This window comes from Mumia sp. ZJ1417 (genome assembly GCF_014127285.1).
Taxonomy (GTDB): Bacteria; Actinomycetota; Actinomycetes; order Propionibacteriales; family Nocardioidaceae; genus Mumia.
In genome coordinates, this window is record NZ_CP059901.1 from 2,930,959 (window position 1) to 2,956,176 (window position 25,218).

Genomic DNA, 25,218 nt, shown 5'->3' on the forward strand with positions numbered 1-25,218 from the left:
CGCGACCTCCGGCGGCCTTAGCCTGATCCCATGGTGAGCCTGGCCGCAGACGGCCGTTTCGAGACGTTCGGCTCGCAGCACCTCGCAGCGCTGGGTGTGTTCGCGGTTGGCCTCATCGCCGTGGTGTGGGTCGGGTGGCACGTACGGGGCACGGCCACCGAGACGCGGGTGAGCCGGGCGCTCGCAGTGGGCATCTGCGCGGTGACCATCCCGCTGCAGATCATGCAGTTCCTCCCGGACGAGTGGAACCCCCGTACCTCGCTCCCCTTCCAGCTCTGCGACCTCGCGTGGCTCTTCGCCGTGCACGCGCTCTGGACGCGCTCGCGCCTGACCGCCACCGTCACCTACTTGTGGGGCATCACGCTCACGACCCAGGGGATGCTGACCCCCGACCTCGCCGCGGCCTGGCCCGAGCCGCGCTTCCTCATGTTCTGGGCGATGCACCTCCTCATCGTCTGGGCGGCGGTCTATCTCGTGGTGGGCCTCGGGGTCTGGCCGACGTGGGCGACCTATCGGCGCACGGTCGCGATCACGCTCGTCTGGGCAGTGCTCGCCTTCATCTACAACGCGATCGCCGGGGTCAACTACGGCTATCTCAACGCGAAGCCTGGCCGGGCCTCGCTGCTCGACTATCTCGGGCCGTGGCCGTTGTACGTGGTCCTCGAGATCGTGATCGTCGCCACCGTCTGGGCGCTGCTGACCTGGCCGTGGACCCGCCGCGAGGCCAAGGCCACCGTCGCCGCTTAGCGCTCGTTCCGAAGGCCCTTGCATCGTCCCCACCCGCGGCCGGATCCGGCGACGGCGACCTCTCCGGCAGTCGGCTCTGCCAGCCCCTCCAGCAGGTCGAACGTCGAGGTCGAGCGACCGGACGGCCTCGAACGCGGTGTCCCCTTCGCCGTAGACGCGCCGCAGCCCTCGTACCTCGATCACGGGAGCCCGGTCAGCGGGCCTGGTCGCACTCCGTTCGTGGTTCATGCCTCCAGCCTCGTGGCGTACGGGCGCGGGCAGGAGTGCCGGCCGTCATGAAGGCGTGTGGATCCTCCACGGCCCGGGGATGACGAATGTCACGCGAACGCGGCGACCGTTCGATGGGAGCGATGAGTTCGACCCGGCCCGCAGGTCGACACCACGACCTGATCAACCGTCCCGAGGAGTGCACGATGACTGCCACCTACACCTTCGACGTCTTCTCGAGCCTCGACGGTTTCGGCACCGCCAGCGGCGGCGACTGGGGCGGCTACTGGGGCAAGCAAGGCCCCGAGCTGCTCGACCACCGTCTCGCCTCGTACGACGAGGAGCAGCGGATGGTCTTCGGGGCCAATACGTACCGGGCGTTCGTCCAGCTGCTGGGTTCGGGCACCGAGGAGTCGGTGTACGACGCCTGGGTCACCCGGATGATGAGCTTGCCGACGACGGTCGTGTCGTCCACCCTGCGAGGACCGCTCGACTGGCCGGACGCTACCCTTGCGGCTGGTGATGCCGTCGACGTCGTCGCCCGGCTCAAGGAGGCGTCCGACGTGCCGTTGCGCTCGCACGGAAGCCTGTCGATGAACCGTGCCCTCATGGCCGCTGGCCTGGTCGACCGCGTCGAAGTGACGGTGTTCCCTGTGATCACCGGGCAGTCCGGAACCGACCCGATCTTCGCCGGAGCGGCCGACTTCGACCTCGACCTGCTCGAGAGCCGGACCCTTGACGGCCGCATCCAAGAGCTCGTCTACCGGCCCACCCTGCACGGCTGAGCAGCGTGGAGCATCAACGAAGCGCTTGACCAGCAGGGCTATTCCAGTGCCAGAATAGGTGCGTGGACGAGGCCTCGTCCACGTGCGCGACGCCCCGGCCGCGCGAAGTCACGGCGCGTCTTCCACACGACGGACCTCGGCCGAGAGAGCGCGGCACGCAACGCCCTCGCGTTCCTCACCGAGCTCCGGACGGTGCCGCACCCGTTCCTTCTCGGCGTGGCCAACCTGCCGCTGCTCAACGAGCGCCAGTACGGCGCGGCGCTCCGTACCCGGCTCACCCGTCGAGGTACTCTCCGTGCCTCCTGGAGGCGGAAAGGCAGTGGCTCGCCAGCCGAGTCCAGGTGCTCGATGATCCGCACGACCGACAAGACCGACATCAAGAAGAGCCTTGACGCCTACCAGGCCAAGAGAGGCGTTTTCAGACTCCTGGACGTGCCCGACATGCAATATCTGATGGTCGACGGACACGGCGATCCCAACACCTCACCGGCGTACGCCGACGCGCTCGCCGCGCTGTATCCCGTGGCGTACGCCGTGAAGTTCGCGAGCAAGAAGGACCTCGGACGTGACTACGTCGTTCCGCCGCTGGAGGGCCTGTGGTGGGCCGAGGACATGGACGCCTTCACCACGACGCGCGACAAGTCGCAGTGGGACTGGACCTTGATGATCATGACCCCGGACTGGATCGACCAGTCCATGGTCGACGCGGCCGTCGCCCGCACCGCAGCCAAAGCCCGGCCGGTCCGGCTCGACGAGCTGCGCCTCGCACCGCTGTCCGAGGGACGGTGCGTGCAGACGCTGCACGTCGGCTCCTTCGACGACGAGGCCGAGGTGCTGGCGCGGATGCATGACGAGTTCGTCCCCGACCACGGCCTGCGGATGACCGGCAAGCACCACGAGATCTACCTCAGCGACGCACGCAGGGTCGCCCCCGCCAAGCTGCGCACGATCCTCAGGCAGCCGGTGTCCCTCGCGTGGTCAGTGGCTGACGACCCCGCGACGTGACTGCAGGCGGGGCGCGATCCAGCGGTCCGAAAACCAGCCGGTGACCGTCGAGTAGACCGCCTTGTGGAAGAAGTCGGCCCGACGCTCGGTGCTCTCCCAGGTCGAGGGCGGGGCACCCACGCCGGTCGCGTTCTCGACCACCCCGCGCAGCGCACCGAGCGTGGCCCTGTCCCTCAGTGCATCGCGTGGTTCCAGACCGGCGCCCGTCAGGGCGGCCCGACCGAGCAGGCCCGCCCTGGCGCGGTCCTTGCCCGCCCTCACGGGCGACGGCCCGGTGGACCCGTCGACGCTCGACGCGGCGCGATCATGCGCGAGCCCATCACCCCCAGCACGACCATCACGACGCCGAGGCCGAGGTGGAGCCAGTTGTCCGCGTCATTGACCGGGATGAAGTTCGCCGCGTGGTCGTGGTCGATGATCAGCCCGTAGAGCCACAGGAGGAGATAGACCACGCCGCCGCCGATCAGGTACGGCACAGCGGTCCTCGCGGCCCGTGCCGCCCATAGCCCGACGACGCCGAACAGGAGGTGGACGATGTTGTGCAGGATCGAGACCTCGAAGATCCCGAGGAGCTTCGCATCGCTCTCGTGTCCGGCGAAGGTCATCGTGTCGTAGTTCGTCGTGATGCCAGGGATGAAGCCGAGGATCCCGACCAGGAGGAAGACCGCTCCCACGACCATCGTGAGGGTGCGCACGGTCTTCTCCTTCGCGGCAAGATCGCTGTCGTGGCCGCGGCTGGCTGCTGCTGAGTCGTCCATGGGAGACTCCCTTCGTCTCCGGACCGGTACCCGTCCCCGGCGTCCTCACGCCCGAGGGGCAGGAGGCAGCCTCGGGATGAGCGCCGTCGCCGCCGCCACGGCGACGCGCGCGGCGGCCTCGTCCTCCGCGGTGGCGACGACGCCGAACACCATGCGATGGGCGAGCAGAAGGTCGGCCATCGTCAGCTCGGGGTCGACGCGGCCCGCAGCGCGTGCACGGCCGAGGGCTGGTTCGAGCAGAGCGACCAAGCGCTCGGCGCCGTCGTAGTCGGCGGTGGCACGACGGGCGTCCACGAACATCTCGACGAACGCGGCATCGGTGATGGTCAGGTCCAGCAGCCGCGCCCACAGCTCCTCGAGCGCGCCTGCGTCGTCGCGCGACGAGACCTCTCGCAGCTCGACGAAGTTCTCCTCGAACACCGCGAAGCCGAGGGCGAGACGGTTGGGGAAATGGCGGTAGAGCACACCCTGGCCGAGCCCGGCCTCCTTGGCGATCTTGTACAGCGGAGCGTGATAGCCCTGCTCGGCGAAGACGCGCCGCGCCGCCGCCAGGATCGCCGCCCGGTTCTCGCCGGCCGCAGCAGGGCCGCGGTTGATCTGACGGCGCGGGGAAGGCATGCTGGGATCCTACTCCGGACAAGATTGTCCGGTAGCCTGTACAGGAGGTCTCCATGCCCGCGAACCCCCATCCCGCGCCCTCGTACGACCACACCTACGACGTCGTTGTCGTCGGGTCCGGAGCCGCGGGGTTGTCGACCGCGATGGCAGCCGCCGACTCCGGGCTGAGCGTCGTGGTGCTGGAAAGCACCGACAAGTGGGGCGGCAACACGGCGATGTCGGGCGGCGGGATGTGGCTGCCGAACAACCCGCTGATGAAGCGTGACGACGTCGGCGACTCCCGAGAGGAGGCGCTGGCCTACCTCGAGGCCACCGTCGGGGAGCCGGGAGCCGCCAGCAACAGGGCCCGCAAGGAGGCATTCGTCGACGGCGTCGAGGACTTCGTCCTGACGGCCGAGAAGTACGGCGTGGAGCTGGTGCGCGCACCGGACTATGCCGACTACTACCCCGAGAAGTCGGGCGGCAAGATCGGTCGCGCTGTCGAGGTCAAGCCGTTCGACGTCAAGCGCATCGGCTCGTGGTGGGAGACCTGCCAGGCCCCGGTGGCCCTGCCGGTGAAGACCGACGACGTCTGGCTGTTGGGACGGGCATGGTCGACCCCGGCCGGATTCCGGCGCGGCGCCGAGCTCGTGTTCCGCGCCGCGGGAGGGGTCCTGCGCGGCAAGAAGCTCGCCGGCATCGGCGCTGCCTTCGCCGCCTCCTTCGTCGACGTGGTCGTGCAGAAGCAGAAGACTCCGCTGTGGCTAAACGCGCCGCTCGAGGACCTGATCATGGACGAAGGACACGTGGTCGGCGTCCGCGTCACCCGCGACGGCGAGCCCCTCACGATCGAGGCACGCCGCGGCGTCATGCTCGCTGGCGGCGGGTTCGACCAGAACAAGCAGATGCGACGCGAGCTGCAGGGGATCGAGGGCAACCCGTCCGGCGCACCTGGCAACCTCGGTCGCCCGATCGAGATCGCCTACAAGGCCGGCGCGGCGCTCGAGCTGATGGACGACGCCTGGTGGGGTGCGTCGATCGCGCCCGTCGACGGACACGGCGCGGCATTCATCGTCGGCGAGCGGTCGTTCCCGTACTCGATCATCGTCGACGGCAAGGGCGAGCGGTTCGCCAACGAGTCGGAGTCGTACGTCGACCTCGGGCACCACATGCTCGAGCACGACAAGGACGGACCGTACTGGTTCATCGCCGACACCCGGCACGCACGCCGTTATCTGCGGACGTACGCCATGGACCCGCGCCTCAACAAGAAGATGACCGAGGCAGGGATCATGGTGAAGGCCGACTCGCTCGCCGAGCTCGCCGGCAAGATCGGCGTCGACCCCACGCGTCTCGACGCGACGGTCGACCGCTTCAACGGTTTCGCCAAGGCGGGCGTCGACGGCGACTACGGCCGTGGCAACTCCGCGTACGACCGCTACTACGGCGACCCGCTCGTTCGCCCCAACCCGTGCCTGGGCCCGCTGGAGAAGGGCCCGTTCACGGCGTTCAAGGTGGTGATCGGCGACCTCGGCACCAAGGGCGGTGTCGTCACCGACGCCGATGCGCGCGTCCTGCGCGAGGACGGCTCGGTCATCGAGGGCCTGTACGCCGCGGGCAACAACTCTGCCGCCGTGATGGGGCGCACCTACCCTGGTCCCGGGTCGACCATCGGACCCGCAGCGGTGTTCGGCTTCCGCGGCGCGCGCCACATGGCAGCCTCGCGCTGAAAGGACGCGCTGCCGCGGACCGAGGTCCTCGGCAGCGTGTCAGTCACCGGTCTTCGTCACGCCGAACATCAGCACCCGACGATCGATGTCGTAGAACACGTTGGTCGTGTTGGTGAGGACGTCCTGAAGGTTGTCGGCGTCGTCCGCACTGACCGTCAGGACTTCCTCCCATGCGCCCTCGTCGAGCACCAGCTGAAGCGTCCAGAGGCCGTCCTCTCCGGCGCCGCCAGCAGCCCAGCTGAACTGGTAGTGCGTGACCTGGCGCACTCGCAGGCTGTCGTCGGTCACTCGTGTGCCACCGCTGTTCGCGGCCTTCTTCCTAGGGGGCATCGCCCTACTCCTCTTCCTCCCGCCCCGGCGCCCTATCGCGCCGTTGCTCCAGGAAGAAGCGGTACCCGGGCCTGCGGGACCTAAGCCCACACCTTGGGTCGCCAGCCACTCTCCCCATGCGTCCGCACCACGATTACGATGACGGGATGCCACGCCGACAAGATCCTGACGACTGGTTCGCCGAGCTGGCGCGGTCCTTGCGGGACCAGGGCGACGAGACCGACACACTCGACCAGGCCCTCAAGCTGGCGGTTGAGACGATAGAGGGCTGCGACGACGCTGCGATAAGCCTGATCCGCCGTGGCGGACGGATCGAGACCATCAACTCCACCGGGCCGCGAGCGCGAGAGGCCGACCACCTGCAGTACAAGATCGGTACGGGCCCGTGTCTCGACACGATCCACGACCACGAGACCACGCTGGTCCGCGACCTTTCGCAGGAGGACCGATGGCCGCGATGGAGCGAGCAGGTCAACCGCGACCTGGGGTTCGGCAGCGTCCTGTGCTTCCAGCTCTTCACCACCGCCGACGACTACGGCGCGCTGAACCTGTACGCCGACAAGGTCGACGCCTTCGACGACTCTGACCAGGTCGTCGGTGCTGCCATGGCCGCACACATCGCCGTGGCCGTCGACTCCTCACGGCAGATCGACCAGCTCGGCCGGTCGGTGCGCACGCGCACCGTCATCGGCCAGGCGATGGGCATCGTCATGGAGCGGTACGACCTCGACGCCACGCGGGCCTTCCGCTTTCTTCAGCGTGTCTCGAGCATCACCAACACTCGGCTCCTCGCCGTTTCCGAGCACATCGTGGCGACCCGGCAGATCCCCCAGCCTGACAACACCTAGCCCGCCGACGACTCCGCGCGGCGGCGATGTCACAAGGGACAGCCCGGGCGTCCGTTTTCTCGACCCGCCCGGGCCTGATGCTCGACCGTTGGCGCCCACGGCCAAGCAGTGCTCGTCCGGTGCCCCACTGTGCCCGGTCCTAACGGCAGGAACGTGCCCAATGGGCCGGTGGGAGGCATCGCGCCTGCCCCCCAACCGGCCCAGAGCATGAGTCAGAATCTCCCGAACGGCCGCGGGCTCGCGTACCCGAACGTGTCGCCGGCGCTGAACGCGTTGACGCCGAACGTCGAGTTGAGCGCACCAGCAGCAGTGCCCGTCAAGGTCAGCTTGACCAGGCCCAGCCCTGGGCGGTTCGAACGGCGGATCTTGAACAGGTCGACGCGCCCCACGTTGCCGACGGAGCCGGAGACCTTGCCGCTGACCCGCTGGCGGCCGAGATCGATGGTGAACTTCCTCAGCGAGATCGTGGCGGATCCTGCCGTGAGGCTGATCCCGCCGCTGTGCTTGATCTGCACCTTCTTGAGCGAGTAGCCGGTGATCGGGAACCGGGCCGCGAGCGTGCCCTTGTAGGCGAACGCTTTCGCCCCACCGACTGCCGCGGGCGTGATCCCTGCGCCTGCGATGAGCGAGTAGACGGCCGGATCGACGACGACCTGCGTGTAGCCGACCTTCGCCCGCCGCTGCTCCTGTGCCTGTGCCGGGGCTCCGACCCCGATGGCGACCAACCCCACGACCGCAAGGAACGCGGTGAGGACCTTGATGAACGTACGTTTCGACATGCGAACAATCCCTCCATCTGGTGGCGACCAGATACCTGGTCTCTGTGTTCTTCGGTCGCTGACCCCGTTCGGTTGCCGGGGGCAGGCGTCATCTCGCAGGTTCGTCGGCCGCTCTCAAGATCTCTCCCAGCCGTCGCTTCCCTCGGAAGGCACGCGCTTTGACCGTCCCCATGGGGACCTGGAGGCGCGCGGCGATCTCTCGCAGCGGGAGGTCGTCGAAGTACGCCAGCTCGAGGACCGCGCGTTCATGCCCGGGCAACCTCGCGACGGCGGACCGGACGAGCGCGGCATCCGCGAGCCGGTTTACGGTGTCCCTTCCGTCTTCTCCTGCGAGCTCACGCAGCGCTTCGAGGTCGACGACCCCATGCCTGCGAGCCCGCAGCGCATCGATCGCACGGTGATGAGCGATCGTGAAGAGCCACCCGGTGAACCGCTGGCTCGGGTCGTACCCCGACGCTCCCCGCCACACGTCGAGGAAGGTGCGCTGCATCACGTCCTCTGCCTCGTGCCTGCCGACATATCTGGTCACGTAGGCGAGCACGACAGGGGCGTACGTCTCGTAGGCCTCGCGGAGGGCGGCCTCGTCCCTCCGGGTGATGCGCACGCCGAACGTCTGCTCACCGGGATCGAGAAGGTCCATGCGGGTGCTTCGCGGCCGACCCTGGCCTGGATGGCCGAACGGGACAATTTTCGGGCATCAGGTGGGCGGCCCGTACGTCAGAGGGTCAGGAGGACCTTCGTCGCTCGTCGCTCGTCCATCGCCCTGTAGGCCTCAGCAGCATCCGCGAGAGGCAGGGCGAGATCGAAGACCCTGCCGGGATCGATCGTACGGTCCCAGATCAGCTGGATGAGCTCAGGGAGGAACCGGCGCACCGGGGCGGGCCCGCCGTGCAGGTGCACGCTGGTGAAGAACAGCTCCGTGCCGTCGAGCTCCACGCCGTGGGAGACACCGACGTATCCAACGTACCCGCCGGGGCGCGTCGCGCGGATCGCCTGCCACATCGCCTCCTGGGAGCCGACAGCCTCGACCGCCCCGTGAGCCCCGTACCCGGCGGTGAGCTCGACCACCTTCGCCGCGCCCTCCTCGCCGCGTTCTTCGAGGATGTCGGTCGCGCCGAACTCGCGAGCCAGGGCCTGGCGTGCGGGGTGCCGACTGAAGGCGATGATGCGCTCGGCGCCGAGATGCTTCGCCGCGAGCACCGCCGAGAGACCGACCGCACCGTCGCCGACGACGGCGATGGTCTTGCCCGGACCGGCCTCGGCGGCGACCGCCCCGTACCAGCCGGTCCCGAGCACGTCGGACGCGGCGAGCAGCGACGGGATCAGATCGTCATCCGGCTGTCCGGGGGTCCCGACGAGCGTGCCGTCGGCCAGCGGGACGCGCGCCCGCTCTGCCTGCATCCCGAGCGCGCCCATCATCACCTGGTGGATGCAGCGGGACTGGTAGCCGGCCTGGCAGATCTCGCACGTGTTGTCGGAAGCGACGAACGAGCCGACGACGAAGTCGCCGACCTTGACGTTCTTCACGTCCGACCCGATCTGCTCGACCAGCCCGACGTACTCGTGCCCCATCGCCGCCGGTGATGCGGCCATCGGCTCGACGCCGCGGTACGGCCACAGGTCTGACCCGCACACACAAGTCGCGGTCAATCGCAAGATCGCGTCCGTCGGCTCGACGATCTGCGGGTCGTCTCGCTCCTCAGTACGGACGTCGCCGGGGGCGTACATCATGACTCCACGCATGTCGGTAACCTCCTCACCGCCACTCTCCCCGCCCTCGCACCGACGCGCTCGGCGGACGGGTCCGTCGTGCTCAGTCCAGGTAGCGCCGTGCGACCACGGCCTGCTGGTCCGCCGGACGGCCACGCTGCATCGTCCACGCCAGCCGCACGAGCAGGCCGTGCGACCAGACCAGCGGCGTCGCCGCACGGGTGCCCTCCCCGGCCGTACAGCATGGCCGTCCGGTCGGTGGCCGACCGTCCCACACCTGTTCGGAGATCATGTCGCCACCGTTGGCTGACGCCGCGATCGTGGCGAGGTACGAGGACGCGTCGCGCCCTGCCGCCACCTCCTGCTCTCCGCGCTCGCCGGTGAGGATCGGCCAACCGCGACCGAGGGTCGTGAAGGTGCCTGGCTCGGTGATCTCCCACTGGCCGCCGTCGCGCGTCTCTCCGTAGCCGTCGAGGCTGAACCGCCGCCAGAACGGTCCGTTCGGGGTCTGCACCTTCAGCTCCTGGTCGACCACGGCCAGCGAGGAGGCGATCACCGGGTCGTCGGCGGGCAGGATCCCCCACCGTGCGAGAGCGAGGAAGCTGGGGTCGACCACGCGGCGCTGGTCGATCTGCACGGGCCCGCCGTCGCCCATCTGGTATGGCGAAGCGGTGTTGGGCAGGCCGTTCTTCGTCAGCCGCAGGAAGTACGGGTTCGTCGAGAGCGGACCGTTGGTGGTGACGGTCCAGCCCTTCGCCTGCGCCGCCCAGCTGTCGGCGAGCCTCAGCCAGCGCTGCGCGGACGCCGGGTCACCGTTCGTGCGGGCGATGTCAGCGGCGCACACGAGACCCGCGATCTGCGCGGCGATCGAGTTCGGCGAGTAGCCGGACTGGTTCTCCCAGCGTTCCTGGGGCGAGTACGGGGCGGGGCGCCCCGTCTCCTCGTCGCGGAAGCGCTCGAGGAAGGTCGCGGCACGTTTCACGCCCTCGTACGTCCGGCGGTCGGTCTTGCCGGTAAGCCTCGCGAGCACGATCGGCAGTGCCACCTCGTCGAGCTGCAGCTCCGACCACACAGGGGTGCCCTGCACGTCGGAGTTCTGCGGGAAGGACCCGTCAGGCCTCTGCTGGACACGGAACAGCCAGTCGACGATCCGCCGTGCGGCGGCCTCGTCGCCCATGGCCCACATCGCGCTGCCGAACTCGTACGAGTCGCGCGACCAGACCAGGTGATAGGCGCCGGACGGCGACGACAGGTCCGGCACCTCGTCGCCCCACACCCACGGCGCGGACGGCGAGGCGACGACGGCGCCGGGGTTGCGCTTGTCCTCGGCAGCCGCGAGCACGAGCGCCGACGCGAGGTACTGGCGCCTGACCGGGGCCGCGGTCGCCGGCACTCGCTTCAGGCCGGCGAGGTAGCGGTGCCAGCCTCGGTCGTACCGGCGCTGCAGCGAAGACCAACCGACACGCGCGCTCGACGCGGCGGTCGCGCGCGCGTCGGACACACCTCGTCCGAAGCCGAGCGTCAGCGTCGCGCGCTGCCGACCGGGCAGCCCGTCGACGCGACTCACGCGTGCGGTCTGGACGACGTTGCCGGGACCGGCCGATCGGTGACGTCGATCGAGCCTGTGGTCGTCGCGCAGGTCTGGCCACCCGTCGCTGGCCAGCCCGGCGTAGCCGTTGCTGCTCGCTCCGAGCCGCGGCTGCGCACGCAACGCGGTGGCGACCTGACCGTCGGAGGCCACGAGCGTCTGGCCGACCGTACGGGCGCGGTCGTCCATGCCGCCGTTGTTCAGCGCCGGGTCGTGCCGGACGAAGAGCCGGTAGCGGCGACCGTCCAGCGACTGCAGCCGCACACGGACCACGAGCGCGGCACGACGTGGGTCGGTCACGACCTGCTTGACGACGCGATAGCGCCCGGGACGGCCGCCGACCTGGCGGAACCGCAGGCTGCGCGCATCAGGACGGGCGGTGGCCGGGCGCATGTCGACGGCCTCGCGGTCGGTGAACGTGGCACCGTCGGTGACGGCGAGCTCGAGGCTGCGCACGCTGGGCGTCGACAGGTCCGGATAGAACACCTCGCTCACCCGGCCACGCTGCAGCGTGAACCACACGTTGCTGCGTCGGTCGCGCGCGGTGCCGAAGCCGGTCTTGTCGGCCTCGGTCCAGGTGCTCTTGACTCCCGGACCACCGGGTGCGGGAACACCGGGTGCCGCGGCGGCCGACGGGCTGGCGAGCAGCGAGGCACCGAGCAGCAGTGCTGCGGTGGGCGCCAGAGCGGCGCGAGGATGCGGGATCGGGCGGTGTGCGGACATGAGCGACCTCCGTAACGCTGCCCGACTGGTTCCCCTCGACCGGTTTCACAAACCACGAGCCTCGATTGCGTCGAGGTCGCGGAGGGCAAGGCGGAGGTGCTCCCACTCCTCCGCGAGGACGACGTGCAGACACGACAGAACGGACTTGCGTGCGATGCGACCACGGGTTCGTACAGCAGTGACGTGTCGGCTCGAGCGCATCGGAGTACGGTCAGGCGAGGAGGTGCGATGAACGCAGGATCTCTCGAGATCGCCCAGGCGCTGACCGATGCCGCGCGGGCGATCCACCAGCCCCGCTCGCTCGAAGCCACTCTCGATGCGATCGTCGAGGCCGCGCGCGACACCGTGCCGGGGTTCGACCACGTCGGCATCTCGGTCGCCCACAGCAACGGCGAGATCGAGACGCTCGCCGGCACCGACCAGCTGGTCTGGGAGCTCGACACCCTTCAGTACCAGCTGGGCCAGGGACCATGTGTCGACGCGATCCGCGAGTTCCCCATCGTGCCGGTCGAGAAGGCAGCAGAGGACCCGAGGTGGCCCGACTACATGCCGGCTGCCGCACGGGCCGGCCTGCGCGCCCAGCTGGGCGTCCGGCTGTTCAACGAGGACGAGACGCTCGGAGGCTTGAACCTCTACTCGGTCCACGCCGACACGATCGCCGCAGGAGCCGTCGAGCTCGCGGCCCTGTTCGCCTCCCACGCGACCATCGCGCTGGGACGTGCACGCAAGGAGGAGCACCTCAACGATGCGCTGGTGACCCGCAAGGTGATCGGGCAGGCCATCGGGATCGTCTGCGAGCGCTACAAGATCACTGAGGACCAGGCGTTCCACTTCCTCGTTCGCGCGTCGTCGACCAGCAACATCAAGCTCCGTGGCATCGCACAGGAGATCGTCGACAGCACCAACCAGGAGTACGAGCGGGGAGCAGACGACTGAACGATCCAGCGTGCCTGGCGTCAGCCGAGCGGCTCCAGCCCTGCGATCCCGATCGCGACGACAGCAGCGAGAAGGATCGAGCCCGTCGCCACCACCAGCCATCTCACCCGGTCTGCGCGCCTGCTCCGCTTCTCGTACGTCGCCGCCGCATCTTCGACCGACACAGCGTCGTCCTTGTTTCGTCCCACCTGTTGACCCCCTGTCTCCACCGTCCTCGGGCGTCCTCGCCCGGACGTGCTGGACGGGTACCCACTTGCAGCGGACCCAAGCGGCTCTCGGCCGAGCAGGCGGATGGAGCGATGTACGAAGACTCGCCGCGCTGCCTTCGCCGTCCGCGAGGGCGTCGAAGGCTTGGTGCGGTGACACCTGCTGGTGCCCTCCGCTATCGGCTGAGGGCTCGCACGGCGAGCGTGCGGAAGGACGCAGGGTCGTCCACCCACGGGAAGTGCCCGGCGCCCTCCTGGACGACGAGCTCGCCACGGGGGAACAGGCCGGCGACCTCCGACATCGCGTCAACGGGGTTGCCCACGTCCGCGCTGCCGGCGACGACCACGACCGGGACGTCGAGCGCGGCCAGCGCCGCCCGCGTCGCCGGCGGGTCGAACGCCCCGTCCGCCCCGAACGCCTGCGCCGCCACGGCGTTGCGCGACGCCTCCATCGCGGCGTCGTACGCGGCCACCTCCGCGTCCCAGCGCCCGTAGCTGAACGGGGTGATCGCCGCCCAGTCGCCGTCGCCGGCAGCACCAGACTGGACCCGCGCCAGTGCGGCTGCGGCAGCGTCGTACCAGGGCTCAGCCGAGCGAGACCGCGCCACCTCCGACCGCGCCTCGTCGCTAATCTCGACACCGACGGCCCGCGTGCTCGGTGTCACCAGCACCAGCCGATCCACGCGGTCGGGATAGCGCTCGGCATAACGGAACACGACGTTCGCCCCGGCCGAGTGCCCGAGCAGAGCGACGCGGTCGAGCCCGAGATGGAGGCGGAGCGTCTCGAGGTCGTCGACGAGCCGGTCGCACCGGTACGTCGCCGGGTCCGCCGGCGTCCCCGAGGCACCGCTCCCTCGGGGGTCGACGAGGACGAGCTCGGCGTGATCACTCAGGCCACCGAGGTCTCCGAGATAGTCAGCCGGGAGCATCGGGCCACCCGGGACGCAGACGAGCGGCGCGCCAGCCCCGATGCAGCGGTAGGCCAACAGCGTCCCGTCAGGAGCATGGAGAGGCATGCCGAACCGCCCGTCTTCGCCGGTGCCGCTGACGAACGCGGCCGTGATGCCCGATCGTACGGTCAGCGCCTGGTCATGGTGGACGGGTAGCCGCCGCCTCCCGGATAGACCCACTCCCCCGCCATGCTGCGGTCACCGTCGGTGAAGGTGCCACGGAAGTACGCGGGGCTCCCCTTGGCGCCCGCCCAGATCGTCAGCGTGTCGCCGTCGAGCTCGTACACGTAGTCGAGCGTGTTGCCGGTCGAGTCGTAGAACCGCGAGACGACATCATCCCCTGCCGGCTCACCGAACGGACGGAGGTTGCCGATGACCTCGAACCCCGTCGTCGCCTGCCCGAACTGTGACAGCTCGACGCGTTGGATCAAGAAGTAGCCGCCGTCCATCCACTCGTAGGTGACGACGCCCTCGGCGCCGCCGGTCACCTCCCAGGTCCCGACCAGGCGATCGAGTGCGACGAGCGCCTTGCTCGGTGCAGGCGGCGCCTCCATCCCGTACGCGTCGATGTCGGCGGCCGTCGTGTCCTTCGTGCTCATGCGAGCTCCTCTCCAGTGGTGCGCACCCCGAGGGGTGCCGTCACTGATACCTCGGAGCCGGTTCGCCGGTCTCGACATCGCGACATGAGCGCGTGACGTGATCCAGATCACCTGGCGCGCGATGTCGAGATCCTCGCGGCCGCAACGAGGTGGCGGTGACGGCGACTCCAGACGGCGTCTCCAGGAAGGGCAGACCATGAGCACACCCACCCGGCGGCTCCTTGCCGCGGCAGCCCTCGCAGGCCCCGTGTTCTACACCTCCGCGATCGCGCAGATGGTCACGCGTGACGGGTTCGACCTGCGCGAGCACCCGATCAGCCAGCTCTCGACCGGCGACCTCGGCTGGGTCCAGAGGGCGACGTTCGTCATCGCCGGTCTCGGCGTGCTCGGCCTCGCCGTGGCACACCGCCGCCTCGTGACCACCGGCGTCGGTCGGCGCTGGTTGCCGATCCTCATCGGCGTCTTCGGGGGCGGACTGGCCGTCGCCGGCCTGTTCGTGATGGACCCGCAGTACGCCTTCCCGGCCGGCACCCCGGACGCCCCGGCGCCGGAGATGTCCTGGCACAGCGTGGTGCACTCCGGAGCTGCCGCGGTCGCGTTCACCGCGCTCGCCGTCGCCTGCGTCGTGCTGACCGTGCGCGCGATCGGCGCGCGTCGTACGCTGCCCGCGATCGGCAGCGGACTCGCCGCCGTGATCCTGCTCGTCCCCGTGTCGCCGACCCACGCGAGCATCCAGATCGCCGTCACCGGCCTGGTCGCCTTCGGATGGGTGTCGGCGTACGCCCTGCACCTTCGCCGTCTCGCCTCGTGACCGTCCCGCCCAGGAGGAACCTCATGAAGTACCTGCTTCTCAGCTACACGCCATCGGCCGATTGGGACGCGGCCACCGCCGACGTCCCCTCGGAGGAGGCGTTCGCCGCCTTCGAGGCGTACCAGAAGTTCGAGGCCGAGCTCCGCGAGACCGGGGAGTTCGTGACGAGCGAAGGGCTTGGACACCCCGCCGTGACGACGACCGTCCGCAAGGCAGACGGTGGGGTCGTCGCCACCGACGGGCCGTTCGCCGAGCTGAAGGAGGTCCTGGCGAGCTTCGCGGTCATCGACTGCGCGAGCCAGGAGCGGGCGGTCGAGATCGTCGGCCGGATGGTCGACGTCCTCGGTGAACCCATGGAGATCCGGCCGATCATGGGCGACGACTACGCCGCCTGAGGTCGGGTCCATGTCCGAGGAGAGGTCGATCGAGAACCTGCTGCGCAGCGAGGCGCCGCAGGTGCTCGGCGCGCTCGCACGACGGTTCAGCCGCTTCGACGTCGCCGAGGACGCGGTCCAAGAAGCGCTCCTCGCGGCGGCCCGGCAGTGGCCGGCGGACGGCGTGCCGGTCGACCCGCGCGGGTGGCTGATCCGGATCGGCTACCGACGGATGGTCGACATCCTGCGCTCCGAGCAGGCACGGCACCGGCGCGAACGACTCGTCGGGACGTCCGAGCTGGCCGACCGAGAGCCGGACCGGCGACCTGCCGTGATCGAGGACGACGACAGCCTCACTGTGCTCCTGCTGTGCTGCCACCCCACGCTCAGCCCGACCTCGCAGGTCGCGCTCACGTTGCGCGCGGTCGGCGGACTGACGACCGCGGAGATCGCACACGCGTACGGCACCTCCGAGGCCACCATGGGCACCCGGATCAGCAGGGCCAAGCACCAGCTCGTCCGAGAGGGGACCCGCCTTGTCGCCCCCTCCAGTGCCGACCGCGCGTCACGCATGGCCTCCGTCCTGCGCGCCCTCTACCTGATCTTCAACGAGGGCTACACCGCCAGCTCCGGGGACGACCTCGGCCGGATCGACCTCAGCGCGGAGGCGATTCGTCTCACGCGGACGGCCCTCGCGCAGACGCCGGACGACCCCGAGGTCGCCGGCCTGCTCGCTCTCCTCCTGCTGACCGAGGCTCGGCGGGACGCCCGCACCGACGGCGAGCACCGTCTCGTGCCGCTGGACGAGCAGGACCGCAGCCGGTGGGACCGCACGATGATCGCCGAGGGCGAGCAGATCCTCAAACGCGCGTGGGCGCAGCGGGAGGTCGGGCCGTACCAGCTCCAGGCCGCCATCGCCGCCGTCCACGACACGGCGCCTCGCGACGACGCGACGGACTGGCCGCAGATCGCCGCGCTCTATCTCTGGCTCGAGCGCCTCACCCCGACCGGTCCCGTACGACTCTCCCGTGTCGTCGCGGTCGCCCGAGCCTTCGGCGCCCAGCGTGGGCTCGACCTGCTCGACGACCTCGACCGGCGCTTCGGTCTCAGCGGTGACGCCCTGACGCGGCAGCGCGTACGGGCCGTACGGGCGCACCTGCTCGACGAGCTCGGGCGTCGTTCGGAAGCGGCCGTCGCCTTCCGCGAGGCCGCGGAGCTCACGCACAACGCGGTCGAGCGTGACTACCTGCTCGGCCGCGCGGAGGCGCACTAGACGGTCTACGCACTGTCGAGCGCTCTCCTCGCTGGCGCCTTCACAGATCCAGGCCCTCGAAGGGCTCGAGTAGGGCGAGGACGTGCCGGCGCGCCGACTCACTCTTCGGAAGCCACGAGCTCGAACGGGTTGCCCTCGGAGTCGTCGTCTTCGTCTTCTTCGTTCGGCCACGCCCGCATGTACGCCTCACGTCCGGCGGCGACCACGGCATCATCGTCGTGCACGACGAAGTCATGGCGCCCGAAGACCGACATGATCGGGCCCTCGGCGCCCACTTCTTCATCCTCATCGTCGTACTCAACCTCGTCGTCTTCGTCGTCCAGGACCATGAAGGTCTTGCCGGGATGCCGAGATCACGGCCTCCGGGCGGTTCCGGGCGGTGAGGTCGAGTGCGGTGGAGAACAACGTGATCCGACCGTCGAGCGCGACTACCTGCTCGGCCGCGCTACCGGCTAGCGACAGCTCAGATCAGCGGCGGCACCGTCGGTGTCACCGGCACCACGATCACCGTGGGGCCGGAGCGGTCGAACGCTGCGGCAAGGGCCGAGCTGACGTCGTCGGAGGTCTCAGCGAGGACGCCGTGACAGCCGTAGCCGTTCGCGAGCGCGACGATGTCCAGGTCCGGGATGTCGAGGCCGGGGACTCCCGGAGTCTCCTCGAGCACAGCGAACGACTTGAGGATCGCGTACTCGGCGTTGCGGGGCACCACCACGACGACCGGCAGCGCGTGCTGCGCTGCGGTCCACAGCGCCTGGATCGAGTACTGCAGCGATCCGTCGCCGATGACGGCGAGGACGGGACGGTTGCGGCCGCTGTCGCGCTCGGCCATCGCGATCCCGACCGATGCGGGGAGGTTCCAGCCGAGGCTTCCGGAGGCGAACGTGAAGAACGAGTCGGGGCGCTCGACCGGCCAGGCCGCGTGAAGCTCACCCAGGTTCGAGGGCGACTCCTCGACGAGGACGGTCTCGGCTGGCGCCGCTGCGCGCAGGGTCCGGAACAACGCGAGCGGGGTGAGCCTGGCGTCTCGCGCCTCGGCCTCGCCAGCGGGGGCGGCCGGATGCGGCGCGAGGCGGTGCGGCTGCGTGACGACACTGCTCGAAGGCGCTGTCCGAGCGGCGACATCGGCCGCGAGAGCCTCCAGCGTGAGGACCGCGTCGCCGAGCAGGCTGTCCCCGACCGGGGCCTTCGCCGCCTCCACCGGGTCGTCGGTGACGTGCAGCAGCCGAAGCCCGGCAGGAAGGTACGGTCCGGCCACGTACGGGTAGTAGCGAAACACCGGTGCACCGATCACGAGGGCCACGTCGTGGCCGCTGAGCTTCTCCGAGAGCGGACCGATCGCGAACGGGAGCCCTCCCGCATAAAGAGGGTGGTTCTCGGGGAACGGAGGCCGTTCCGAGGCTGGCGCCGCCCACACCGGAGCGCCCATCTTCTCCGCGAGCGCGACCGCCTGGTCCCATCCTCGGCCTCGGGCGATCGCCGAGCCAAAGATCAGGACGGGATTCACCGCAGCGGAGAGCTGCGCGCAGAAGTCAGCGATCCGCTCCGGGTCGGGCGCGGTCCTGGTCGCGACCGAGCGGACGACCGCCACGCCGTCCGCGGTCTGGTCCCAGTCGTCGAGCGGGATCGACAAGAAGACGGGGCCGGCCGGTGGCTGCGTCGCGACCGCGTACGCCCGCATGAAGGCCGCCGGGACGTCGCCCGCACGGACCGGCTCGTAGCTCCACTTCACCCAAGGCTTGGGCAGCTCGGTCGGTTCGATATTGGTCAGCCACGGCTCCATCAGGAGCATGTCGCGCGTCTGGTTGCCTGCGGTGATGATCAGTGGCGTGCGGTTCATCGATGCAGTGAGAATGTTGGACATCCCGTTGCTGAGACCCGCGGCGGTGTGCACGTTCACGAGGGCCGGCACACGGTTGGCCTGGGCGAAGCCATCTGCGATCCCCACCGCCGATGCCTCAGCGAGGGTCTGGACGTAGGTGAAGTCCTCGGGGAAATCCTTGAGGAAAGTCTCCTCCGTCGAACCCGGATTTCCGAAGACTGTTCTCATCCCCAGCTCACGCAACAGCTGGAACGTAGCCTCTCGCACTGTCGTGGACACCGTTCTCCCTTCGGCGCAGCTGCCGCGTCGCGACATGGGCGCAAACGTCAGGCGGGGCCTCAGATCCCCCAATCCGAGGCCCCGCCCCCCCGAGGCAAGTCACCGTTTCCGGCTGATTCATCCCCTGCAACTATTACGCCGTACGACACAGGGGCAGACCATCCCAGATCGGAGACTTCACCCACGGCTTCACCCCCTGGGAGCCCCGTCAGCGGGAGGGGTCGAGCATCCCGCGGATCGCCGCCGCGTGAACGGCCTCGTCGCGCGAGCGGACACCGAGCTTGCGATAGAGGCTGCGGGTCTGGGACTTGATGGTGTTCACCGAGACGTGCAGGGTCTGGGCGATGTCATCGATGGTGCGGCCGGTCGCGATCTCCGCGAGGACGACCTCCTCCCGAGGAGTCAGCTCGACGATCTCGAGCTGCCTGGGGAGCACATCCCGTACGTGAGCGTCGTCCAGCGCCGCGACCACCGTGGCCAGCGTGGGAAGCTGTCCCGCCGCGGCGGTCAGCAGGTCGCGCGGGATCATCGCGAAAGGCCTGTAGATCCCGCCGTCGGCCATCGAGAGCGCGCGACCGAAGTCTGCGAGCGCCTCGCCCTCGTCCCCTCCCGCGAGGACGGCCGCGGTGTAGGTGAGGTTCAGGTCCGTACGCACGCGGCTGCTGCAGCGGTCGTCCCAACGGCGCGATCCCGCGATCCGCTGGGCTGTGCGGTGGTCGCCGACGACGAGCGCGAGCCGCGCACGGGCCAGGTCGACGATCGGGTGGTCCGACTCGATGGAGGCCAGGAGTCCGCTGGCACGCGACGCGCACTGCAGCGAGATCAGGAGGTCGACCTCGACGGCGGCCACCACGGCCTCGGCGAGCGATCCCGCGACGACCCTGCGCCCACGGCGCGACCTCTCAGCCGCGATGCGGTGCAACATCCCGATGCGGTCTCCCCACAGGAGAGCGACCTGCCCGCGTGCGTACAGCTCGTGGAACCACAGCTCGTTCGAGGCCTCCGGCGGTCGGAGCCCGCGCTCCAACGCCTCTTTGACGAGTCGTCGGTCGAGGCGCTCCACCCCCACCAGGGCCATCGCGGTGCTGACGTCCTGCTCGCTCGGCGCCTCGGCATCGAGGCTCGTCTCTGACAGCTTCGCGTGCTGAGCGATCCACGCCTCGGCCTCGGCGACGTCACCGTCGACCGCGAGGGTCAGGGCGAGGGCGGCGCTCACGTCGCGCGCAGCCCCCGGTATGCGAGACGACGAGGCCGTCTCGTACGCCCACGTCAGGGCTTCCTTGGCGGCGCGCGTCTCACCTGCGACCAGATGGAGGATGCCGGTCTCCTTGAAGACCGGGCAGAGCAGGTCCCCGACGTGGTCGGACGACGCGCCCCGCGCCGCCGCCGCGATCGAGGTGAGGCGTACGGCGATGTCGCGGGCCTGACCGAGGTCGCCGTGCCGGCGCAGCGAGAGGAGCGAGAGGAGCCCGTCGTCCAGCGCGCACCGCGGGTCGCTCGACCGACCGATCAGCTCGAGCTCCGTACGGCCGAGCAGGACCGGGCCTTCCGACGCCGCCGCACCGTCTCCACGCAACGACTCGACCAGCTCATGGATCGCCCGAAGCTTGGGGCGCTGCGGGAGATCAGCGGCAGGGAGCCGGGTGAAGAAGGCCTCGAGCCCGTCCTGGTCGACGGCCAGCAGACTGAGCCAGCCCTCCTCGACCGTCTCGTGAGCGCGATCGAGGTCGTCCGCCGCGAGCGCGTGCGCCAAGGCGTGGGCGTGATCCCCGTGAGCGCGGAACCAGTCGGCCAGCTCGCTGTCGAGGCGCCTGACGACCTGGGGCCGCTCCGACACGAACAGGGACAGGAGCGCGGAGCGGACGAGCCGAGGCCAGACGTAGGTCGGCGTCGGCGCGGTCGGCGTCGAGACCAGAAGGCCGTGGGAGACGAGACAGTCGAGGACGGGCCGCGGATCGTCGCCTCCGTTCACGAAGCGGGCGACCTCGTCGTCGAGCCGAGCGGGGACCGTCATCCGGAAGACCCGTTCGCTCGAGGCCAGCGGCGCCAGCGCCGGGAGCACCTCGCTGCGTACCCACTCGTGGGCATGATGTCGGACGACCTCGTCGACCGGCAGCGTCCATGGGGAGGGCTCGTGCGCGAGGGCGTTGCCAATCGTCCACAGGATCGCCGGCCACCCGCCCGTCTCGCGGTGCAGGTCAGCCAACCTCGCGGGCGGGAGCGCGAGTCCGAACGACTCGAAGAGCGCGTGCGTCTCCTCCCGGGTCAGCAGGAGGTCACGCACGTCGATGACGTCCGACTCGACGCCCTGCTGTCGGCACGCCTCACGAAGCCGGCCGTCGTCTCGGGTGCACGCGATGACACGGAGGTTCGGGCACTGACGGAGCATCTCGGCGATCTCGCGGTGAGCCTCGTCCCCGTGGACGCGCTCGTACGCCTCGACCACAAGGATCACCGGGGCGGCCCAGGCGTGGAGCGCGCGTCGGATCGCCAGACGTGCCCCGATGTCATCGGCGTCAGAGGCGAGGACGCCGGTCACGGCCAGCGCCTGATGCACCTCTTCCCAGAGGTCGTCGGCGCTACGGGCGTCCCTGTCCAGGGTCACCCACGCGGCATCGGCGACGTCAGGTAGGCAGGCGATCCACTGGGCGACGAGCGTGGTCTTCCCGATGCCGACCGGCCCTCGTACGACCACGAGCGGGACCTGTGAGTCGAGGCGCTCGAGCAGCCTCCCCCGCTTGGCCAACGGCCGCGGCAACCGCGGGACCGCGTACCGGAACCCGCCTCCGCTCGGCGCCATCCTCTGCTCTGAGCTGGCTACGCCCACGCTCATCCTCGCCCCCGAGAGTCCGTTCATGGAGAGCGCGCCCCGATGACACGCCGTATTTATCCATGTCATGAATTATCGCGGGATCTGTCAGCCCCGCACGGTAAGCCGCTCACTCCTCCTGTGCCCCTGTCCCGACAACCAGGAGCACAGGAGGAGCGAGACCTCAGTCCTTCGCGCCGGCCTTGAGCGCGTCGACCATCGCCAACGTCAGGAAGTTGAGCGCGCCGTCATCCTCGAACTTGTCGCTGACGTTGCCGGCGATCCCGCCCTCGAGCGCGAGCTTGCTCAGCAGATCGAGCTTGAGCGTGGGCGACTCCTCACTGAAGTCGAGGTCGGCCAGGTCCACCCACACGATGTTGGGGCGGGTCGTCGACTCGAACACGTACCGCTTGTTCGTGAGGTCGGCGACCACCTGCCAGATCGTCTGCGAGGCGTCAGGCTTGCCCGGGTCGGGCACGCGGAACGGCTGTGCCGCGTTGCGGATCACGCTGAACATCGCCGCGATCGCCTCGACCTGCGACTGCGGCTGCGACAGCCGACCGACGTAGTAGAGCGCACGGGCGAAGCGGTCGGTGGCAAGCGTCGAGCCCGGGAGCGGCTTGTCACCCCCCAGCCCGTCGACATGCGCGACCAGCTCGAGCTGCTTGTCGAAGGTCGGCGAGTTCGTCATCACCTTGTAGTCGCGACCGTGGTGGATCTGCGCGTTGCCGTCGATGTACTCGATGATCACCGAGTCGCCGGTCGCGTCGTCCAGCGCCAGGTGGATCGCCGGGACCTCGCCGCTCGACGGGTCGGTCAGCTGAACCACCTGTGCGTCGTTGCCCTGGATCCACGCGACCACCTCCGCGACGGTCGCATGGTTGTCCAGGAAGTACTGGAGCCAGACGGCCTGGCTTAGCGCGGGCCGCGACTCGTCACGCGGCTCGTACGTCGACTCGGCGAGCCACAGGACGTGCCCCGAGAGCCCCGCCTCGTTGATGCCGTCGACCGAGATCATGTCGAACGCCGTGGCGACCAGGCTCCCGTACTTCGCCGTCCAGGTGAGCTCGCCCTTCACTCCGTCGTCGCGGGAGATGCCGCGCGGCAGCTTCCAGAGGTTGGTCCCCAGGTCGCGGTGGTAGTCCATGTTGCGACCGACGATCACCGATCCGGCGGCGTCCGGCCAAATGACTCTCGTGCACATATCTTCTCGCTTTCAGGTGTACGAAATGCTGGACATCACGAGTGGCTTTCTCGGCTCCTTTCACGCCGCGGCAGAACAATGAACGACGCCATGAAGAAACACACCGCACCGATCAGAGTGCCGACGTTTGCCACGGCATTGTTGACAGAATCCCCACCGGGCAGGATGTAGGCGCCCACCGCCGAGATCGCGAATGCCACGCACCCGACAAGATTGATCTGGGCCGACCACCACTGTCGCTCGCCTGGACTCCATGCCTTGTTGAGGTGGTTGTAGGCGACGATCACGAAAACACCGCTCACGAGGAACGCCACCGACCCGCCCGCGTCGGGCGACCAGACGAAGTGCTTCTGCGCGGAGACGGTCCTCGCCTCGAGCGCGGCCGTCGTGCTCACGTTGAAAAGCACGGTGCCGAAGGACTGGGTCGCGGCCGCCAGCCACTCCGCCCGCACCATCGTCCCCCTCCCGTAGGACACCGGTACGGTCACGGCCCCGCTCATGAGCAGCTGGGCCAGGCCCGCAGCCGTGAAGAACCAGGCGCCGACGAAGTAGCACATGTTCGACGTCGCGGCCGACGCCCAGTCGCCCAGCGCGAGGGCAGACCCCAGGGCGAAGAGCGCGGAGCCGATCATGAACCCCACGCACTGCTTGGTGAGCGTCGGTGTCAGCGCCGCCCGTTGCAGCGACGAGCTCTGTGCGATCTCGCTCATGGCAGCTCGCCGTCGATGATGGCGATCTCAATGATGGAAGTGCGCACCTGCGACCTCGCGGGGCAGTGGAGCCTTGAGGCCGTCGAGGTAGGCGACCTCACCCTCGAGGTCCCGTAGGAGTGCATTGGCCAGGTCGTGGCTCAGCCCGGCCCGTACGACGATGCGCTGAACCGTGACCTCGGCGAGGTCGTCGGCGAGCGGATACGCCGGGACGAGCCAGCCCTTCATCCGCAGCCGGTCCGACAGGTCGTACAGGTTCCAGTTGGCGGTGTGGTCCGGCTTCAGCTTCCACGCGAAGACGGGGATGGTGTCGCCCCTGCTCACGAGCGTGAAGGGACCGATGTTCTCGATGGCGGACGAGAGGTACTGCGCCACGTCGAGGGAGCTCTGCTGGACCTCGCGATAGCCGTCGCGACCGAGGCGCAGGAACATGTAGTACTGCAGGAGCACCTGCGCGCCCGGACGCGAGAAGTTGAGCGCGAGCGTGGGCATGTTCCCACCGAGATAGCTGCAGTGGAACACCATGCTCTCGGGCAGGGCCTCGGTGTCGCGCCAGACGATCCACCCGACTCCCGGATAGACCAGGCCGTACTTGTGGCCGGAGGTGTTGATCGAGACGACCCTCTCGACACGGAAGTCCCACTCGAGCTCGGGCTGGCAGAACGGGGCGATCATCGCCCCCGAGGCGCCGTCGACGTGGATCTTCACGTCCAACCCGGTCGCGGCCTGGATCTCGTCGAGCTTCTTCGCGATCTCGGCGATCGGCTCGTACATGCCGGTGTAGGTCTGCCCCATGATCCCGACGACGCCGATCGTGTTCTCGTCGACATACTTCTCCAGGTCGTGGCCGTCGAGTACGAGATGCTCCTCCGAGACCGGGACCCAGCGGGGCTCGACCTCGAAGTAGTTGCAGAACTTCTCCCAGCACACCTGGACGCCGGTCGAGAGCACGAGGTTCGGCGACTCGACCGACTTGCCCTCCTCGCGGCGCCGGGTCTGCCAGTGCCGCTTCAGGGCGAGACCGCCCAGCATGCAGGCCTCCGACGAGCCGATCGTCGACGTCCCGATCGTGGCGGCGCCGTCCGGCGCGTGCCAGAGGTCGGCGAGGATCCGCCAGCAGCGCTCCTCGATGGCCGCCGTCTGGGGGTACTCGTCCTTGTCGATCATGTTCTTGTCGGCGGTCTCGGTGTAGAGCTTCTTCGCCTCGTCGTCCATCCACGTGGAGACGAACGTCGCGAGGTTGAGCCGCGCGTTGCCGTCGAGCATCGCCTCGTCGTGGACGATCTGGTACGCGGTCTCAGGGAGGCTCGCACGGTCGGGCATCTCGAACTTCGGCATCTCCGTGGCCTCCCCCGGGCGCACGAAGACGGGGTTGACGATGAGCGATTCGCCGATGTTGGTGGTCTGGCGAGCGTTGGTGTGTCTGACGGACATGGGTGTC

Annotated in this window: 26 protein-coding genes; 9 read left to right on the forward strand and 17 right to left on the reverse strand. The window is 69.2% G+C overall.

Annotation, left to right across the window (positions count from 1 at the left end):
• Positions 1–30: 30 nt before the first annotated feature.
• From H4N58_RS14230 to H4N58_RS14240, 3 genes are all read left to right on the forward strand, one after another.
• On the forward strand, positions 31–747 hold the full coding sequence (locus H4N58_RS14230) for a TIGR02206 family membrane protein (RefSeq protein WP_167004215.1): 717 nt from the start codon (positions 31–33) through the stop codon (positions 745–747).
• A gap of 413 nt (positions 748–1,160) precedes the next feature.
• Entirely contained in the window at positions 1,161–1,739 is a 579-nt protein-coding gene (locus H4N58_RS14235; RefSeq protein ID WP_167004218.1) for a dihydrofolate reductase family protein, read from the forward strand.
• A 348-nt stretch (positions 1,740–2,087) separates the two neighbouring features.
• The gene (locus H4N58_RS14240) at positions 2,088–2,744 is read left to right on the forward strand and encodes a GyrI-like domain-containing protein (RefSeq protein ID WP_167250112.1); all 657 of its coding nucleotides are present in this window, start codon (positions 2,088–2,090) and stop codon (positions 2,742–2,744) included.
• On the opposite strand, the gene H4N58_RS14245 is transcribed toward H4N58_RS14240, so the two are convergent.
• Genes H4N58_RS14245 through H4N58_RS14255 form a run of 3 tightly spaced genes read right to left on the reverse strand, consistent with a single transcriptional unit; the run spans position 2,718 to position 4,120 of the window.
• Positions 2,718–3,005, reverse strand: coding sequence for a hypothetical protein (locus H4N58_RS14245; RefSeq protein ID WP_167250110.1), 288 nt, complete (start codon positions 3,003–3,005; stop codon positions 2,718–2,720). The genes H4N58_RS14240 and H4N58_RS14245 overlap by 27 nt on opposite strands.
• Positions 3,002–3,502, reverse strand: coding sequence for a DUF4383 domain-containing protein (locus H4N58_RS14250; protein WP_167250108.1), 501 nt, complete (start codon positions 3,500–3,502; stop codon positions 3,002–3,004). Before H4N58_RS14250 ends, H4N58_RS14245 begins: the two co-directional genes overlap by 4 nt.
• A 45-nt stretch (positions 3,503–3,547) precedes the next feature.
• Complete coding sequence (locus H4N58_RS14255) at positions 3,548–4,120, reverse strand: TetR/AcrR family transcriptional regulator (RefSeq protein WP_167250106.1); 573 nt, start codon at positions 4,118–4,120, stop codon at positions 3,548–3,550.
• Positions 4,121–4,173: 53 nt separating this feature from the next.
• Here H4N58_RS14255 and H4N58_RS14260 point away from each other — a divergent pair, with 53 nt between their 5' ends.
• Positions 4,174–5,829 (forward strand): FAD-dependent oxidoreductase, encoded by a 1,656-nt coding sequence (locus H4N58_RS14260; RefSeq protein WP_167250104.1) that lies wholly within the window; start codon positions 4,174–4,176, stop codon positions 5,827–5,829.
• Positions 5,830–5,868: 39 nt separating this feature from the next.
• Here the strand turns inward: H4N58_RS14260 and H4N58_RS14265 are convergent, their stop codons facing one another.
• Positions 5,869–6,159, reverse strand: coding sequence for a hypothetical protein (locus H4N58_RS14265; RefSeq protein ID WP_167004232.1), 291 nt, complete (start codon positions 6,157–6,159; stop codon positions 5,869–5,871).
• A 146-nt stretch (positions 6,160–6,305) separates the two neighbouring features.
• Here H4N58_RS14265 and H4N58_RS14270 point away from each other — a divergent pair, with 146 nt between their 5' ends.
• Entirely contained in the window at positions 6,306–7,007 is a 702-nt protein-coding gene (locus H4N58_RS14270; RefSeq protein ID WP_167004234.1) for a GAF and ANTAR domain-containing protein, read from the forward strand.
• Positions 7,008–7,219: 212 nt separating this feature from the next.
• On the opposite strand, the gene H4N58_RS14275 is transcribed toward H4N58_RS14270, so the two are convergent.
• The 4 genes from H4N58_RS14275 to H4N58_RS14290 form a co-directional block, all read right to left on the reverse strand.
• Positions 7,220–7,786, reverse strand: a complete 567-nt coding sequence (locus H4N58_RS14275; RefSeq protein ID WP_167250102.1) for a hypothetical protein — start codon at positions 7,784–7,786, stop codon at positions 7,220–7,222.
• Positions 7,787–7,874: 88 nt separating this feature from the next.
• Complete coding sequence (locus tag H4N58_RS14280) at positions 7,875–8,426, reverse strand: RNA polymerase sigma factor (protein WP_167004239.1); 552 nt, start codon at positions 8,424–8,426, stop codon at positions 7,875–7,877.
• A 77-nt stretch (positions 8,427–8,503) separates the two neighbouring features.
• Positions 8,504–9,529 carry a zinc-dependent alcohol dehydrogenase family protein gene (locus H4N58_RS14285; RefSeq protein ID WP_167250100.1) on the reverse strand — a complete coding sequence of 342 codons (1,026 nt, stop codon included), beginning with the start codon at positions 9,527–9,529 and terminating at the stop codon, positions 8,504–8,506.
• 70 nt (positions 9,530–9,599) lie between these two features.
• On the reverse strand, positions 9,600–11,807 hold the full coding sequence (locus H4N58_RS14290; RefSeq protein ID WP_167250098.1) for a glycoside hydrolase family 15 protein: 2,208 nt from the start codon (positions 11,805–11,807) through the stop codon (positions 9,600–9,602).
• Between the two features lie 228 nt (positions 11,808–12,035).
• On the opposite strand from H4N58_RS14290, the gene H4N58_RS14295 reads away from it, so the two are divergent.
• The gene (locus H4N58_RS14295; protein ID WP_167250096.1) at positions 12,036–12,743 is read left to right on the forward strand and encodes a GAF and ANTAR domain-containing protein; all 708 of its coding nucleotides are present in this window, start codon (positions 12,036–12,038) and stop codon (positions 12,741–12,743) included.
• Positions 12,744–12,763: 20 nt separating this feature from the next.
• Here the strand turns inward: H4N58_RS14295 and H4N58_RS14300 are convergent, their stop codons facing one another.
• From H4N58_RS14300 to H4N58_RS14310, 3 genes are all read right to left on the reverse strand, one after another.
• The gene (locus H4N58_RS14300; RefSeq protein WP_167004249.1) at positions 12,764–12,931 is read right to left on the reverse strand and encodes a hypothetical protein; all 168 of its coding nucleotides are present in this window, start codon (positions 12,929–12,931) and stop codon (positions 12,764–12,766) included.
• A 194-nt stretch (positions 12,932–13,125) separates the two neighbouring features.
• Positions 13,126–13,965, reverse strand: coding sequence for an alpha/beta fold hydrolase (locus tag H4N58_RS14305; protein WP_167250094.1), 840 nt, complete (start codon positions 13,963–13,965; stop codon positions 13,126–13,128).
• A gap of 62 nt (positions 13,966–14,027) precedes the next feature.
• Positions 14,028–14,498 carry a hypothetical protein gene (locus tag H4N58_RS14310; RefSeq protein WP_243842991.1) on the reverse strand — a complete coding sequence of 157 codons (471 nt, stop codon included), beginning with the start codon at positions 14,496–14,498 and terminating at the stop codon, positions 14,028–14,030.
• 196 nt (positions 14,499–14,694) lie between these two features.
• Between H4N58_RS14310 and H4N58_RS14315 the strand changes: the two genes are divergently transcribed.
• Genes H4N58_RS14315 through H4N58_RS14325 form a run of 3 tightly spaced genes read left to right on the forward strand, consistent with a single transcriptional unit; the run spans position 14,695 to position 16,956 of the window.
• The gene (locus tag H4N58_RS14315; protein ID WP_167004254.1) at positions 14,695–15,309 is read left to right on the forward strand and encodes a DUF998 domain-containing protein; all 615 of its coding nucleotides are present in this window, start codon (positions 14,695–14,697) and stop codon (positions 15,307–15,309) included.
• A gap of 23 nt (positions 15,310–15,332) precedes the next feature.
• A complete protein-coding gene (locus tag H4N58_RS14320; RefSeq protein WP_167250093.1) occupies positions 15,333–15,704 on the forward strand; it encodes a YciI family protein in 372 nt (123 codons plus the stop codon).
• A gap of 10 nt (positions 15,705–15,714) precedes the next feature.
• Positions 15,715–16,956: an RNA polymerase sigma factor gene (locus H4N58_RS14325; protein ID WP_167004259.1), complete on the forward strand. Its 1,242-nt coding sequence runs from the start codon at positions 15,715–15,717 to the stop codon at positions 16,954–16,956.
• Between the two features lie 98 nt (positions 16,957–17,054).
• Here H4N58_RS14325 and H4N58_RS14330 read toward each other — a convergent pair whose 3' ends face one another.
• The 6 genes from H4N58_RS14330 to H4N58_RS14355 all read right to left on the reverse strand — a co-directional run bounded on the left by H4N58_RS14330 (position 17,055) and on the right by H4N58_RS14355 (position 25,211).
• On the reverse strand, positions 17,055–17,231 hold the full coding sequence (locus H4N58_RS14330; protein WP_167004261.1) for a hypothetical protein: 177 nt from the start codon (positions 17,229–17,231) through the stop codon (positions 17,055–17,057).
• Between the two features lie 188 nt (positions 17,232–17,419).
• Positions 17,420–19,090 (reverse strand): benzoylformate decarboxylase, encoded by a 1,671-nt coding sequence (mdlC, locus tag H4N58_RS14335; RefSeq protein WP_167004263.1) that lies wholly within the window; start codon positions 19,088–19,090, stop codon positions 17,420–17,422.
• Positions 19,091–19,262: 172 nt separating this feature from the next.
• Entirely contained in the window at positions 19,263–21,881 is a 2,619-nt protein-coding gene (locus tag H4N58_RS14340; RefSeq protein ID WP_167250091.1) for a LuxR C-terminal-related transcriptional regulator, read from the reverse strand.
• 166 nt (positions 21,882–22,047) lie between these two features.
• The gene (locus tag H4N58_RS14345; protein WP_167004267.1) at positions 22,048–23,067 is read right to left on the reverse strand and encodes a linear amide C-N hydrolase; all 1,020 of its coding nucleotides are present in this window, start codon (positions 23,065–23,067) and stop codon (positions 22,048–22,050) included.
• 35 nt (positions 23,068–23,102) lie between these two features.
• Positions 23,103–23,777, reverse strand: coding sequence for a hypothetical protein (locus H4N58_RS14350; protein ID WP_167004268.1), 675 nt, complete (start codon positions 23,775–23,777; stop codon positions 23,103–23,105).
• Between the two features lie 27 nt (positions 23,778–23,804).
• Positions 23,805–25,211 carry a glutamate decarboxylase gene (locus H4N58_RS14355; protein ID WP_167004270.1) on the reverse strand — a complete coding sequence of 469 codons (1,407 nt, stop codon included), beginning with the start codon at positions 25,209–25,211 and terminating at the stop codon, positions 23,805–23,807.
• Positions 25,212–25,218 lie beyond the last annotated feature (7 nt).